10 protein-coding genes are annotated in these 14381 nt (G+C 72.7%); 8 read left to right on the top strand and 2 right to left on the bottom strand.

The features are described 5' to 3' along the window. Positions 1–19: 19 nt before the first annotated feature. The 7 genes from lanKC (at position 20) to rfbB (ending at position 9014) form a co-directional block, all read left to right on the top strand. Positions 20–2686 carry a class III lanthionine synthetase LanKC gene (lanKC, locus tag ACZ4V1_RS27940; RefSeq protein WP_468341152.1) on the top strand — a complete coding sequence of 889 codons (2667 nt, stop codon included), beginning with the start codon at positions 20–22 and terminating at the stop codon, positions 2684–2686. Between the two features lie 82 nt (positions 2687–2768). Beyond that, on the top strand, positions 2769–4067 hold the full coding sequence (locus ACZ4V1_RS27935; protein WP_468341149.1) for a YcaO-like family protein: 1299 nt from the start codon (positions 2769–2771) through the stop codon (positions 4065–4067). Between the two features lie 56 nt (positions 4068–4123). Beyond that, a complete protein-coding gene (locus ACZ4V1_RS27930) occupies positions 4124–4786 on the top strand; it encodes a GOLPH3/VPS74 family protein (RefSeq protein ID WP_468341147.1) in 663 nt (220 codons plus the stop codon). 202 nt (positions 4787–4988) lie between these two features. Next, positions 4989–5615 carry a response regulator transcription factor gene (locus tag ACZ4V1_RS27925; RefSeq protein WP_468341144.1) on the top strand — a complete coding sequence of 209 codons (627 nt, stop codon included), beginning with the start codon at positions 4989–4991 and terminating at the stop codon, positions 5613–5615. Positions 5616–5866: 251 nt separating this feature from the next. Further along, positions 5867–6943: a glycosyltransferase family 2 protein gene (locus ACZ4V1_RS27920; RefSeq protein WP_468341142.1), complete on the top strand. Its 1077-nt coding sequence runs from the start codon at positions 5867–5869 to the stop codon at positions 6941–6943. Then, positions 6940–8007: a glucose-1-phosphate thymidylyltransferase gene (locus tag ACZ4V1_RS27915; protein WP_468341140.1), complete on the top strand. Its 1068-nt coding sequence runs from the start codon at positions 6940–6942 to the stop codon at positions 8005–8007. The genes ACZ4V1_RS27920 and ACZ4V1_RS27915 overlap by 4 nt, the downstream gene beginning before the upstream one ends. A gap of 47 nt (positions 8008–8054) precedes the next feature. Beyond that, positions 8055–9014, top strand: coding sequence for a dTDP-glucose 4,6-dehydratase (rfbB, locus tag ACZ4V1_RS27910; RefSeq protein ID WP_468341137.1), 960 nt, complete (start codon positions 8055–8057; stop codon positions 9012–9014). 440 nt (positions 9015–9454) lie between these two features. On the opposite strand, the gene ACZ4V1_RS27905 is transcribed toward rfbB, so the two are convergent. Then, positions 9455–12421 (bottom strand): tetratricopeptide repeat protein, encoded by a 2967-nt coding sequence (locus ACZ4V1_RS27905; RefSeq protein ID WP_468341134.1) that lies wholly within the window; start codon positions 12419–12421, stop codon positions 9455–9457. A gap of 89 nt (positions 12422–12510) precedes the next feature. After that, positions 12511–13065 carry a hypothetical protein gene (locus ACZ4V1_RS27900; RefSeq protein WP_468341132.1) on the bottom strand — a complete coding sequence of 185 codons (555 nt, stop codon included), beginning with the start codon at positions 13063–13065 and terminating at the stop codon, positions 12511–12513. A 329-nt stretch (positions 13066–13394) separates the two neighbouring features. Between ACZ4V1_RS27900 and ACZ4V1_RS27895 the strand changes: the two genes are divergently transcribed. Beyond that, on the top strand, positions 13395–14300 hold the full coding sequence (locus ACZ4V1_RS27895) for a glycosyltransferase family 2 protein (protein ID WP_468341129.1): 906 nt from the start codon (positions 13395–13397) through the stop codon (positions 14298–14300). Positions 14301–14381: the final 81 nt, after the last annotated feature.

Raw genomic sequence — 14381 nt, 5'->3', positions numbered from 1 at the left:
ACAGGACTCCTTCGGCATCATGGACATCATCCGGCACCTGCATTTCTGCCCGCCCGGTACGCCGTTCTTCGACCTGCCGGCCCGGTCCGCCGCGGCCGAGGACGACTTCCCCCTCGTCCACGACGAGCTGCCGGAGGGCTGGGGCCGTGCGCCGGGCAGCGAATGGGTGGTGCTGTCCCCGCCCAGCGTGGCGCTGCCGCGGCAGGGCTGGAAGATCCACGTCTCGGCGACCCTGGACAACTCCGGCCACCTCCTCGACGTGGTGGCGAAGTACTGCGTCGCCGAGCGCGTGATGTTCAAGTTCATCCGCAGTCGGGACCTGCTCAAGAGGCGCAACAGCAAGTACGGCGACCGCAGCGGCAGCGGCAAGTTCGTCACCGTCTATCCGCTCGACGACCTGCACTTCGAGCGGATCCTCCACGAGCTGGGCGACCTGCTGGACGGCGAGAGCGGGCCGTACATCCTCAGCGACCTCCGCTGGCGCTCCGGTCCGCTCTACGTCCGCTACGGCGGCTTCGTCCTCCAGGCGGTGCGGTCCGAGACGGGCGAGCTGATCCACTGCATCGAGGACCCCGACGGCCGACTGGTCCCCGACCGGCGGGGCCCCGGGTTCCGGCCGCCCGAGTGGGTGACCCCGCCGGCCTGCCTGGCCGAGGCGATCGCCGCCCGCAACGCGGGCACGCTCCGGGACTTCCCGTACCGGGTCACCGAGGCGGTGCACTTCTCCAACGGCGGCGGGGTGTACCGGGGCACGGACACCCGGGACGGCACCGAGGTCCTGCTGCGCGAGGCCCGTCCGCATGCCGGCCTGGACGCGGACGGGCGCGACGCCGTCGCCCGCCACGAACAGGAGCACTGGGCGCTGCGCCGGCTCACCGGCCTGCCCTGCGTCCCCCGGCTGATCGACTACCGCAAGGGTCACGAACACTACTTCCTGGTCCGGGAGTACGTGGAGGGGACGGCGCTCTCCAAGGAGCTCGTCCGGCGCAACCCCCTGCTGAAGGCGGTCGGTTCCGAGGAGACCGTCGCCGAGTACACCGCCTGGGCCCTGGACGTGCTCGACCAGATCGAGCGGGGCGTCGACGCCATGCACGAGCGCGGTGTCGTCTTCGCCGACCTGCACCCGGGCAACATCCTGGTCCGGCCCGACGGCCGGGTCGTCTTCATCGACTTCGAGACGGCCGGCACGCCGGACGCCACGACCGCGCAGACCATGGGCGCGGTGGGGTTCATCGCCCCGGCCGGGCACACCGGATTCGCCATCGACCGCTACGCGCTGGGCTGTCTGCGTCTCGCGCTCTTCGCCCCGCAGGTGGCCGTGCTGCCCTGGGCGCCGGAGAAGGCGGACGAGCTGATCGACGTCATCACCGCGTACTACCCGGTGCCCGAGGAGTACGCGGAGCGGGTCCACCGGGATCTGGGGCCGACGGCCTTCCCGGTGCCCCGCCCGGAGCGTGCCGGTGGTGCTGAGGACGCCGAGGACGCCGAGGGCAGCGGTGGAGGCGGCGGGCGGCGCGCGGCGTCGGTGTGGGCGCTCCCCGCACCGGCCGACCGGCCCGCGCTGCTGCGCTCCCTGGCCGACGGCCTGCTCGCGACCGCCCAGCCGGGCCGCGACGACCGGCTCTTCCCGGGCGACGCCGAACAGTTCTTCACGCCGGAGGGCGGACTCGACCTCGCCCACGGCGCCGCCGGAGTGCTGTGGGCCCTCGCCGAGGCGGGAGCCCGGGTACCCGAGGAGCACCTCGACTGGCTCGCCGAGAAGGCGCACGCCCTCGAGGACCCGCGGCCAGGCCTCTACGACGGACTGGGCGGCATCGCGTACGCCCTGGACCGGCTCGGCCGGGAAGACACCGCCCGCGAACTCCTCGACCGCGTCCTCGACGTCCCCCTGGACGACCTCGGCCACAGCCTCCACGGCGGCCTCCCCGGCGTCGGGCTGACCCTGCTGCACTTCGCCGGGACCACCGAGGACCGCGGACTGCTGGAGCACGCGGGCCGGATCGCCGAGCGCGTCGTGCGTGTCGTCGCCGACGCACCGCCGACCCCCGAAAGCCCTGGGAAGGGCAGGGGAGCGGGGCTGCTGCGAGGAGCGTCGGGCGGTGCCCTGTTCCTGCTCCGCCTGTACGAACGCACCGGGGACACCGCCCTGCTGGACCACGCCGTGGCGGCACTGCGGCGGGACCTCGCCGACTTCGGCTGGACACCGGGGGCGCCGTTCGCGGACGGCACCACGGGACGGCTGCCGCTGGTCGCCTCCGGCAGCGGCGGTACGGGCATGGTGCTGCACGACCTCCTCGCGCACCTCCCGGACACCGAACTGGCCCAGGCGCGCGACGCCGTCCTCGCCGCGACGGAACTGCCCTTCGTCGCGCAGGCGGGTCTGCTGAACGGCAGGGCGGGCGTCATCATGGCGCGGGCGCACATGACGAACGCGCCGGTCCGGGAGAGGACGCGGAGCGGGGCGGACCACCCGTCCGGGCCGGAGCACGGCCCCGGCCCGGACCCCGTGCAGAGCCGGCACGTGGCGGGACTCGGCCTCAACGCCGTCCGCCACCAGGGTCGTCCCGCCTTTCTCGGCCAGGAGTCCCTGCGGATCTCCTCCGACCTGGCGACCGGCACCGCCGGTGTGCTGCTCGCACTCGGGTCCGCGTGGAGCGACCGCCGCTGCCGACTGCCGTTCCTCTGACCGCCCCGAAGGGCGCTCCCGGCCGGGACGCCCTCCTCCCCACCGCGCGTCCACCCCGTCGCCTCCCGGCAGGAACCTCTCGATGATCGACTTCTTGGCCACTCTCGACCCCGGCAACGGACTGGCGGAGAAGTCCGGCATGCTGCCCCCCGCACCGCCCGCCGATCCCCTGTGGAAGGCCCTGGTCCGGCTCTCCTGCGGCACCGACCGCGCCGAGAACACGGCGCAGGCGCTGTCGCCGAGGGTCGTCGGCGCGTACGGGTACTCGCGCATGGACGCCCTGGTGCGCGGCGCGGGTGAGGCGGTCGAGCGGTACGCGCTCTTCCCGCGGCCGGGATCGCTCCCCGGCGCGGTCCGGGCGGCCCCGAGTACCCTCGGCACCCGCGCGCTGTCCTTCGCCGGCCCCGGTGTCGCGCTCGGCGACGCGCGGGTCACGGAGCGGCCCCTGACGTGGTACCCGGCTCGGCGGCTCCGGGACGGCGCCGAGATCCTGGTGCCCGCGGGCCTGGTCGACTACCCGGCGCCCGCCGAGGAGGCCGAGGGTTTCGACCCGGGCCCCTCGGGGGCGGCGTCCGGGCAGGGGTACGACATGGCGTTGCGCTCGGCCCTGCTGGAGACGGTCGAACGGGATGCGCTTCTCGTCGCCTGGGAACGCAGGCTGCGTCCGACGCGCGTCGACGTCGGCGCCATCGAGGCGGACCGGGTGCGCAAGGGCAAGGAGAACGTGCACTGGCGCAGCCTGCTGAAGCTGTGGGGGTCCGCCCGGGAGGCCGGGCTCGTGCCGGTCCTCGCGGATCTGCCGACCGGGGTGCCCGGCGTGGTCTGCACCGTGGGGGTGGTCATCGACGAGACGGGTCCGCAGCCGCTGGCGACCGTCGGATGCAACGCCACGGACCAGGTGGGCTGGAGCATGCTCGGGGCGCTCCAGGAGGCGCTCCAGATACGCTCGGCGGTGGTGAACCAGCGCGAGAGCCACGGCTACGGCGAAGCCCCGGCCGAGATCAGGGACGACGACGACCGGCTGCGGTACGTGGCGTCCCGGCAGTGCTTCGACCTCGTCGGCGAGTGGGTCGCCGGCTTCGGCGAGGCCCGGGCCCCCCGCACGGCGCGACCGGTGACGACCTCCGCGGTCCTGGAGGGCCTGCTGGCCGACGGGGCCGACCCGCTCGCCGTCGACCTGACCGGCCGGCTTCCGGCCGCCCTGCGGGAGATGGGCTGGGCCGCGGTCAAGGTCGTACCGGTCGGCTACCAGCAGTTGCGGATGGCGGAGTCACACGGCTTCAGCTGGAACTCGCGGCGGTTGGAAACGGCCGAGGCCAGGACGGGCCTGGCCGCCGCACCGGGACCGGCGCCCCGGAGCCGTCCCCACCCCCTGCCCTGAGCAGGAACGTTTCACAGATCGAGTTTCGCGGATCAGCAGAAGGAGAGGACCCCCTCATGGAGACCACACTCGGCGAGCAGATCATGCTCCTGTCCCTCGACGACACCACCGGTGCCCCCCAACTGCAGTCGCAGTCCGAATACATGATCTCCAGCGCGTCCGTACTGGAACTGGCGCTCGCGGGCCGCGTCCGCATGGAGGGCGACCGCCTCGTCGTCACCGACCCCACCCCGCCGGGCGTCCCGGCCCTGGACGAGGCGCTCGCGCGGATCGCCGGAGCGGACGAGCCCAAGGACGTCCAGGCGTGGATCTTCGAACTGCGCGAGGAAGCCGTCGCCGGCGCGCGGCAGGGACTGCTCGACAAGGGCGTCATCCGCGAGGAGCGGACCCGGCGCTGGGGCATCTTCCCCACGAGCCGCTACCCGGAGGCCGACGGATCGGCCGAGGCCCAGGTGCGCCGGAAGCTCACGGCGGCGGTCCTGGAGGGCGAGGAGCCCGACGCGCGCACGGCCGCGCTGGTGGTGCTGCTGCACACCGGAGGGCTGCGGGACCTCGTGTTCGCCGACGCCGACCGGACCGCCGTCGACGAGCGCATGGCCGAACTGACCGAGGGGCACTGGGCCGAGCCGGCCATGAAGCAGCTGATCGACTCGGTGTACGTGGCGCTGTCGACCTACTCGGCGTCCACGACCGTCACCGTGATCAACGCCGCCACCTGAGGTCCGGTCGGGTGAATCGGGCGGAAGCGGAACCGCCGACCTCAGTTCTTCCTCAAGTCGTTTGCTCCGTCAACTCTTTACGTTGAAGGGGTAATGAGCTTGTGTTAACTTCCCCCTTAGTGATCACGGTTGTACGGGGGCGTGACCGGCTTTGACCAATTCCGGGCTTCCCCCGCGCTGCGACCATAGTTTCGGGGGAAGTATGGAACGAATCCTTGTCGGCATCAGCACTCCTTCGGCGCGGCGCCGAATGACCGAGGCGCTGGCCGACTTCGGGTGGCTCGTCTCGGGGAAGGACGACAGGTACGCCTCGGCGAGGCCCGTGACCCCGGCCGACGTCGCCATCGTCGAAAGCGGCACGGTGGACGCGGACCCGTCGGTCACCGAGTGGGGCAAGCGGGTCATCGTGCTGGTCAACGGGCGCAGCGACGCGTTCTTCCGGTTGCCCCGCTGCGCCCGGGTGGCCGGGATCGTCGATCGCGACGACCCCGACCACGGTTATGTCAGGGCCGTACGCGAGGTGTTGAGCGGGCGGGGCTGGATCTCGCCCGAACTCGTTCCCACGCTGCTGTCCGGCCGGGCCGGCCACGCCCGGCCGCCGGAGCTCCCCACGGCGGAGATCACTCAACTCACCGGCCGGGAACGAACGGTGGCCGTGCTCGTCGCCGAGGGCCTGTCCAACTCCGAGATCGCCGAGCGGCTGACCATCGAGCGCAGCACGGTCAAGTTCCACGTGTCGAACGTGCTGCGCAAACTGGGCTGCCGGGACCGCGCCCAGGTCGCGGCCCTGTGGCACTCCCAGGCGCTGCCGGTCCACTTCGCGGCCTGAGCCGCCCCCGCCCCGGGGCGGGGGACGACTCGACCTCCGGCGGGCGCGCCCGCGCACCGCCGACCGCTAACTTTGCGACAGGCGTCGTCGCAGCGTGCCCGCTCCGCGCGTGCGGAGGGCGTCCACGCCGTCCGACACGGAGTCCATTCACCCGGTTTCCGTTCGGCCGCGTTCGCGATAGGAAAGCAACGGTCGCGGGCGCCGGTGCAATGGCAAAGAACTCCCGGTCCACGACGCGGAAAGTTGCACAGATGGAGCATGCCCCCGAGCCCCGCGTGTCGGTGATCTGTCCGACGTACAACCGGTCCCGGGCGATCCTGGACACCCTCGCCTCGGTGACCGCCCAGACCGTCACCGACTGGGAGATGCTCGTGGTGTCCGACGGCAGCACCGACGACACCGATGACTGGGTCCGCCACGGCGCCCGCACCGATCCACGGATCAGACTGCTGCGCACCGCACGCCACGGCCATCCCAGCGGCCCCAGGAACACCGCACTGGCCGAGGCACGGGGCGAGTTCGTCGTCTACCTCGACCACGACGACCAGTGGCGCGCGGACCACCTGGAGGTGGTGCTCTCCCTGATGGAGGGCGGTGCCGAACTCGTCGCCACGGGCTTCGAACTGCGCGACCCCCGAGGAACGCTCCGGGCGGAGTCACAGCCGTACGAGATGTGCTGGCACCCGGAGTTCCAGGTCCTCGGGGTGGTCTTCGAGCCGTCGCGCGTGGCACACCGGCGCGGCCTCGCGGAACGGGCCGGCGGTTGGCGCACCGGTGCGGGCCTGGAGGACTGGGACCTGTGGCTGCGGATGACCGACGCGGGGGCACGCTTCACCACGGTGGCCGACCGCACGACGGTCCTGCTCGACGACAGCGGCACGCGCCGGCACCGGATACCGGCCAGGCACCGGCTGCCCCTGGCCGTCTTCGACGACCCCCGCGCGGCACGTTCGATGCTGGAGCTCCTGCGCTCCGGGCGGGACGCCGCCGCGTACCGGACCGCGCAGCTCGCCGACACCGAGGAGTGGCTCGCCCGGCTGGTGGCGGACGAACGCTTCACCAGGCCCCTGGGCTGGCACGGCGACCCGGTGGCGCAGATCGCGCGGGCCAGGCGGTCCGCCCGGGACCTGTGGCCGGACCTCCAGGTCATCAGGTGGGGCGACCGCTACGCCGTGGCCCAGCCGCTGCGCTGCTCCACCGCCGAGCACGCCGAGCGCGTCACGTCCTTGGCGCGGCGGAGCCAACCGAGGCTGTTCGCCCTCCTCGACGCGGCCGCGGCGGAGTGCGCCGGGACCGCCGGGAACCTCACGGGAGCGGGAAGACGATGAAGGCACTCGTTCTCGCCGGCGGTACCGGCACACGGTTGCGACCCATCACCCACACCGCCGCCAAGCAGCTCGTCCCCGTCGCCAACAAACCGGTCCTCTTCTACGGCATCGAGTCGATCGTCGCCGCCGGCATCACCGAGATAGGGGTCGTCGTCGGCGGCACGGCCGGCGAGATACGGGCCGCCCTCGGTGACGGCTCGGCCTTCGGGGCCCGGATCACCTACCTGCCGCAGGAAGCCCCTCTCGGGCTGGCGCACGCCGTGCTCATCGCCCGCGACTGGCTCGGCGACGACGACTTCGTCATGTACCTCGGCGACAACTTCGTCGTCGGCGGGATCACCGACGTGGTGGAGGAGTTCCGCCGGGAGCGACCCGACGCCGGCATCCTGCTCACCAAGGTCGCGGACCCGTCGATGTTCGGGGTCGCCGAGCTGGGGCCGGACGGCGCCGTCGTGCGGCTTGAGGAGAAGCCCCCGGCGCCCCGCAGCGACCTGGCGCTGGTCGGCGTCTACCTCTTCACCCCCGTGGTGCACGAGGCCGTCGCCGCCTGTGTGCCCTCGGCGCGCGGCGAGCTCGAGATCACCGACGCCGTGCAGTGGCTGGTCGACTCCGGCCGCGACGTCCGCGCCACCACCATCACCGGCTACTGGAAGGACACCGGTAACGCCGACGACATGCTGGAGGTCAACCGCACCGTCCTGGAGACCGTGGAGCCGGCCGTCCAGGGATGGGTGGACCAGGCGAGCGAGCTGGTGGGCCGGGTCAGGATCGCCCCCGGAGCCAGGATCGTGCGGTCCCGGATCGTCGGTCCCACCGTCATCGGTGCCGACACCCTCGTCACCGACTCCCACATCGGGGCCTTCACCTCCATCGCCGACGGTTGCCGGATCAGCGGCAGCGAGGTGGAGTTCTCCATCGTCCTGCAGGGATCGCGGATCGAGGACGCCGGCCGTGTCGAGGGTTCGCTCATCGGCCGCTCCGTCCACGTCTCCGGCGCGGTCCGGGCACCACGAGCACACCGCCTCGTCCTCGGCGATCACAGCCGGATCCGGATCGCCTCCTGAGCCCGCTTTTCGGGACACCCACGACACGAGAGACCGCGACACCCGCCATGAGAACCCTTGTCACCGGAGGGGCCGGCTTCATCGGCTCCCACTTCGTACGATCGCTGCTGTCCGACCCCACGACCGAGGCGGTCACCGTCCTGGACGCGCTGACCTACGCGGGCAACCCCGCCAACCTCGCGCCCGTGGCCGACGACTCCCGGCTGCGCTTCGTCCGCGGGGACATCCTCGACGCCGAACGCGTGGCCGGCCTGATGGCCGAGCACGACGCGGTGGTCCACCTGGCCGCCGAATCCCACGTCGACCGCTCGATCGCCGACGGCGGCGACTTCGCCTCGACCAACATGCTGGGCACCCAGGTCCTGCTGGAAGCCGCCGTCCGCACGGGCCTCGGCACCTTCGTCCACGTCTCCACAGACGAGGTCTACGGCTCGATCGCCGTCGGCTCCTGGACCGAGGACCAGCCCCTCGCCCCCAACTCCCCCTACTCCGCGGCCAAGTCGGGATCCGACCTCCTCGCCCTGGCCTACCACCGCACGCACGGCCTTGACGTCCGTGTCACCCGCTGCTCGAACAACTACGGGCCCTACCAGTACCCCGAGAAGATCATCCCGCTCTTCATCACCAGCCTTCTCGACGGGCGCCGGGTACCGCTGTACGGAGACGGCGGACAGGTCCGCGACTGGCTGCACGTCGAGGACCACTGCCGTGCGCTCCGGCTCGTCCTCGAGGGCGGCCGCCCGGGCGAGGTCTACAACATCGGCGGCGGCACCGAACTCACCAACAAGCAGCTCACCGAGCGACTCCTGGACGCCTGCGGCCGGGACTGGGACAGTGTCGTCCACGCCGAGGACCGCAAGGGCCACGACGCCCGCTACTCCGTCGACTGGTCCAAGATCCGTGACGAACTGGGCTACGAGCCCCGGCGCTCCTTCGACGAGGGCCTGGCCGCCACGGTGGCCTGGTACCGGGAGAACACCGCCTGGTGGAAGGCGGCCCGGGAATGACGTGTCGGATCGTTGCCGATACGTTCCCGCCGTCGGCCCCCTGGTCGTGGCCGGAATCTCGCCGCTGAACCGCAGCGGCCGGGTACACGCGGGGGCCATACGCGCCAGGACCACGGACATCTCTCCCCATGGGACACATCGGGATCCGCTCCGGACCGAGCCGGCCACCGTGGTGTGCCTGCCGATCGCGGGTACGCCTCCACTCGCTGCCGCCGAGGGTGGTTTCATCGAGGTCGGACAAGCACCCCAGCGTTCCCGTCCGGCCTCGTCAGGGGGCACGCTTGCAGCCGCTCAGCGCCCTGGCCGACCTGGTCTCGTAATGCGTAGGTCTCGGGTTCGAATCCCGAAGGCGGCTCCGAGAAACCCCAGGTCACGTAGTACGCGACCTGGGGTTTTGTGCTGCTCGGGGAGGTCGGTCGCCCGGTGCCTCTCCATCTCGGTCAGCGGCTGCCCGGGGAGTTGTCCGGGGCGTCGAAGGTGTACCAGATCTTCACCATCGCTATGCCGGTGAACGTCAGGAGGAGCCAGCCGAGATCCGCGTTCCGGAGAGTGTCGCCGGCGAGCTCCGCCCCCGCCACCTCCACGATGCCGATCGACAGGAACACGCCGAACGTCCACCAGTCCGAGCGCCTCCCGCGCCGGATCGCCGCATAGAGGAACGGGATCCAGGCGAGGGCCCCCACCAGCACCAGCGCCACCAGGCACCACATGGCCTTCTGGAAGCGCCCCGCCACCAGGAGGCCCCGGCGCCGGGCGACGGCGGACGCGCGGCGGTGGTGGTGCCATGCCTCACGCCACCGGCCCGTCCTGAGCAGCAGCCGGCGCAGCCGGGCGGCGGCCCCCGCGTGGTCCCGGTCGGCGGCGCGGCGGTAGTACCGTTCCGCCGCTTCCCGCTCTCCCGCGGCCTCCAGCAGCATGCCGGTCCTGGCGGCGGCCTCCAGATGACCGCCGTCGGCGGCCTGGCGGTGGTAGGCCACCGCTTCCGCGCTCCGGCCGGCCTCGTCGAGCAGGTCGGCCAGGTCGGCTGCCGCGTTCGTATGGCCGAGTCGGGCCGCGAACCGGTAGTAGCCCTCAACCCGGTCGCGGCATTCAGACTCGCTCAGATCACAGAGACCCGGCATCTCGGACGGGTCTCCGCTCACCCTCCGGCTCGCGGCCAGAGCCATGAGCCGGAAGTAGCCGGCGTCCCGGTACGCGTGCGTCGCCTGTTCTTCACCGACCCGGTGGAGGTGGCGTTCCGCTTCTTCCTCCCGTCCCGTCAGGCTCAGCAGCAGCGCCAGCCGCGGCACCATGTCGTCCTCGCCGGCCTCCACTGCCGCGCGTGCGTGGGGGAGGGCCTCCTCCTCGCGGCCCAGTTGAGCGAGCGCCGTGATCAGGAAGGACCTGGCGGTGGAGTCGCCCTCGTCGGCGGCGGGTCGGGCGAGTGAGGCGGCGGTCTCGTTGTCGCCCGACCTGCCCGCGTCGATGATGCGCCGGTGCAGCTCGTTCTCGAGGACGGGCAACCGCTCCGCACTCGGGCCCGCCCCGGCCAACTGCATCGCGGCATACACGTCGCCTCGCGCGGCCCTCCAGAACGTGTAGTCGTCGTCCGGATCGGACGCGGCCACGAGGAGGGTGTCGCCGCCGAGGCCCCCGGCGGCTTCGATGCGGCTCGCGACCGCGACGCGGGAGTACTCCAGCTCGGCCCTGGTCCCGGCACCTCCCTGTGCGTGCTTCAGCCCGAGGAAGAGCCGCGTGCGCGCGAAACTGGGCCTGGGCAGCGGGATGCCGAGCACCTCCTGCCGGACCTCGTCCTCGCGCGACATCCGGGCCATCAGCAGGCCCAGCGCCGCGACGGCGCCGGGGTGTTCCGCCTCGGCGGCCCGCCTCAGCAGGCTCTCGGCCTCCTCCGCGCGCCCGTGGTCGGCCATGAGCATGCCGAGTGCCGTCACCGCCCACAGGCTGCCCGCGTCGGCCGCCCGGCGGTACCACTCCTCGGCCTCCGTCTCCCGGTCCGTCTGGCGCAGGAGTTCGCCGAGCAGGACCATCGCGCGGTCGTCGTCGTGATCGGCGGCCGACCGCAGCAGCGCCTCCGCCTCCGGTGAGCGCCCCGTGCGGGCCAGGAACAGCCCGAGCTCGGCGGCGGCGGTGGGCGACCCGGCGGCGAGGGCCGAGCGAAACAACTCCTCGGCCTCCTGCGGGCGTTCCTCCAGGTCCAGCCGTCTGCCGAGCCAGCAGGCGACCTCCGGGTAGTCGTCGCTCAGCGGCCGCCATGCCGCATCCACCACGTGGGAGAGCCCCGCACCGAGCGCGGCGACTCCCACGGCGAAGCGGTCCACGGGTTTCCGCGCGTGGCCGAGGGCCTCGTCCCAGACCTCCGCCGGGACGGCCTTGTCGGTGTGGTCCACGAGGTAGTCGAACACGTCCCAGTGGTCGGCCGTCCCGTCCTCGTCCGCCGGGAACAGCAGACTCGTGGCCCCGTGACGCAGCTCGGCGGCCCAGGCGAAAGCGGCGTCGAGTGCCTCGGGACGCAGCTTCCGGCCACCGGCCTCCTCGAGGTACCGCCCGTGCAGCTTGACCAGGAGAGGGCGCGGATAGGGGCCGCGCAGCCCGGCGTGCGCCAGGCCGACGGCGGCCGCGACGAGGGCGGCCCCGCGCGGGTTGCCTTTGGGGCGCCACGCCCGCTGCCACTCGTCCAGCAGGGCTGGTCCCGCGGCGAGGTACTCGGCGACGCCGTACGGGCCGTGGTGCGCCACCGCGTCGGCGATGCGGCTGTCGTCGCAGGCCCGGGCGCGGGCCAGCTCCGGTGCGCTCCACACCCGCTCGGCGCACACCCCGTCGGCGGCGTTGAGGACCCGGGCGCCGATCGCGACCATCTGGAGCCGCGGGCCCTCGGCATCGTCGCGCGGAGCCCCGGCACGTGGCATGAACATGTCGAACTGCTTGATGCGCATGGTCGCCAGCACGGGTGTGGCCGTCCGGCTGAGCTGGTCCAGCATGCCGAGGGTCAGGCCGTCGGGCCCCAAGTACTGCTCCAGGTCGTCCAGCCATATGACGCACGGGCTGTCCGCGCGGGCCACGGCCGGCATGTCGGTGCCGCTCGCGGGCTGGACGACGCGATGGTCCGGCAGGGTGGCCCGCAGGGCCTCGAAGGCGGTGCGGGTCTTTCCCGCCGTGGAGTCGCCCGTCACCAGGACCAGTCCGCCGTCCCGTCCGGCGGTGGCCAGCCGGTCGCGCAGCACCGTGTCGAAGTCCCGGTCCACGTACGGGGGCAGCGCGTCGCCGTCATCACCGGGCCGGGCCCGGTGCACACCTGCCAGGAGCGCGTTCCATTCCCGGGCGACGGGCCACTGCCGGGGGTCCCGCAGGTACTCGGGGGCGGGCGGCGCGGCCTGGTACACGAACTGATCGGTGCGGCCGATCGCCACGCTGCCGGGGGCGGTGGCGTGGACCGTGAGACTGTCCGGCGTACTGGTGTCCGCGGCAGGCGGTAGTGGGCCTCGGGCGGCCGGTCCGTTCAGCCCTGGTACGGATCCGGCACCTGAGGGGGGCCGACGTGCACGCCTCCATGGATGATCGCGCCCGCGACCGAGCCGCCCTCGGCACGGATGTCCACGTTGCCGCCGACCGCCAGTCCGCCTTCGCCCGCCGACACGGCGTCCCGGGAGGTGTGCTGGGTGTGCTGGGACAGCAGGGCTTGCAGGTCCTCAGCGGCCTGGGCTCGTTCCGTGTCGTCGAGACCTTCCAGCAAGCTCTCGATACGGGTACGCCAAGCCGCTTCCTGACCGATGCGCACACGCTCCACCACGCCCGCCTCTGCGGTGGTCAGCTCGCCTGCGGTGGTCAGCTCGCCTGCGGTCTGGTCCAAGCGCTCCAGCTCCGCCCGCTCGCGCTGCTCGTCTCCGCGGCCGAACCAGCGTGCCATCGCCTGCCGAAGGCCGGTCCACACATCCGTCCCGGCCGCCTGCACCACCGCGGTTCCGCCTGCCGCGGCCAGCGCCGTGAACGCCTGCTCCAGCATTTCCTTCTCCCCCTCGTCAGGACGAACCCGCTCGTACGGCAGCGCCGCCATCCGATGGTGCACAGTGTCTTGACTGAACACGCGCCGCGTCCGCCACCGGTTGCCGCACGGTGCTTCTCGGCCCGTCCGTCCCGCGGCTGCCCCGGGTTCGGCCCCCTGGTTGTCGAGCTGGTTGTCGAGCGCCTGGCGACCGCCTCGAGCGCCTGGCGACCGCCTACCCATGGCACGTGGAAGTGAACCGTGACCACGGCCGTGCGGCCGGTGCGGCCGGTGCGGCCAGTGCGGCGAACCTCGGGGCCACTGGCGGGCGTACGCCCGGAATCCCGGTCGTGAACGGCTAGCATCGCGCACACGCTGTCGGCCGGGGACGAGGTGAGGACATGGGCGAGCACACGGGCGCACCGAGGATCGCCGTCGCCGTGGTGACCATGGGCAACCGGCCCGCCGAGGTCGACGCCCTGCTGGAGTCCGTGGCCAAGCAGGACGTCGCACCCGCGCGGATCGTGATCGTCGGCAACGGCTGTCCGCTGCCCGAGTTCGCCGCACGGTTGTCCCTGCCCGGTGAGGTCACGCCGGTCGAGGTCGACGAGAACCTGGGCTGTCCCGGCGGGCGGAACGTGGCGCTCGCGCGGTTGCGGGAGTTCGGAGACACCGACGTGGTCGTGGAGCTGGACGACGACGGGCTCCTCGTGGACGCCGATGTGCTGCGCCGGGTGGGGGAGCTGTTCGCCGCCGACGACCGGCTCGGCATCGTCGGCTTCCGCATCGCCGACGAGAACGGCGAGACGCAGCAGCGGCACGTCCCCCGGGTCGGCGCCCGTCACCCCATGCGGGGTGGGTACGTCACCGGATTCCTCGGTGGCGGGCACGCGCTGCGGTCGGCGATGCTCGACGAGATCGGCGACTGGCCCGCCGAGTTCTTCTTCGCGCACGAGGAGACCGACCTGGCCTGGCGCGCGGCCGACGCCGGATGGCGCATCCTCTACGCGCCCGAGCTGCTGCTCCAGCACCCGAGGACCTCGCCCGCGCGGCACGCCGTCTACTTCCGGGTCAACGCCCGCAACCGCGTCTGGCTCGCCCGCCGCCGGCTGCCGCTGCCGCTGATCCCCGTACACCTCGGCGTCTGGGTGCTGCTCACACTGGCGCGCAACCGGTCGCTCGGTGGACTGCGGGCCTGGTTCGGCGGGTTCACGGAGGGCCTGCGCAAGCCCGCGGGGGAGCGGCGGCCGATGCGCTGGCGCACGGTGGGGCGGCTCACCCGGCTGGGACGGCCACCCGTCATCTGAGCAGGACGAGAGCCCCGGTCGTTCACCTCTGACGAACGGGGCCCTCATACGTCCCCGGACCCGGCCGCGGCGGCGACACTC

It is taken from the genome of Streptomyces sp. NPDC028991 (genome assembly GCF_055564775.1).
This window is presented reverse-complemented; position numbering and strand designations above follow the sequence as displayed.

Excerpts from the sequence above, each read along its gene's own strand:
- lanKC (WP_468341152.1), top strand. The coding sequence starts at position 20 with ATGGACATCATCCGGCACCTGCATTTCTGCCCGCCCGGTACGCCGTTC.
- ACZ4V1_RS27935 (WP_468341149.1), top strand. The coding sequence starts at position 2,769 with ATGATCGACTTCTTGGCCACTCTCGACCCCGGCAACGGACTGGCGGAG.
- ACZ4V1_RS27930 (WP_468341147.1), top strand. The coding sequence starts at position 4,124 with ATGGAGACCACACTCGGCGAGCAGATCATGCTCCTGTCCCTCGACGAC.
- ACZ4V1_RS27925 (WP_468341144.1), top strand. The coding sequence starts at position 4,989 with ATGGAACGAATCCTTGTCGGCATCAGCACTCCTTCGGCGCGGCGCCGA.
- ACZ4V1_RS27920 (WP_468341142.1), top strand. The coding sequence starts at position 5,867 with ATGGAGCATGCCCCCGAGCCCCGCGTGTCGGTGATCTGTCCGACGTAC.
- ACZ4V1_RS27915 (WP_468341140.1), top strand. The coding sequence starts at position 6,940 with ATGAAGGCACTCGTTCTCGCCGGCGGTACCGGCACACGGTTGCGACCC.
- rfbB (WP_468341137.1), top strand. The coding sequence starts at position 8,055 with ATGAGAACCCTTGTCACCGGAGGGGCCGGCTTCATCGGCTCCCACTTC.
- ACZ4V1_RS27900 (WP_468341132.1), bottom strand. The coding sequence starts at position 13,065 with ATGGCGGCGCTGCCGTACGAGCGGGTTCGTCCTGACGAGGGGGAGAAG.
- ACZ4V1_RS27895 (WP_468341129.1), top strand. The coding sequence starts at position 13,395 with ATGGGCGAGCACACGGGCGCACCGAGGATCGCCGTCGCCGTGGTGACC.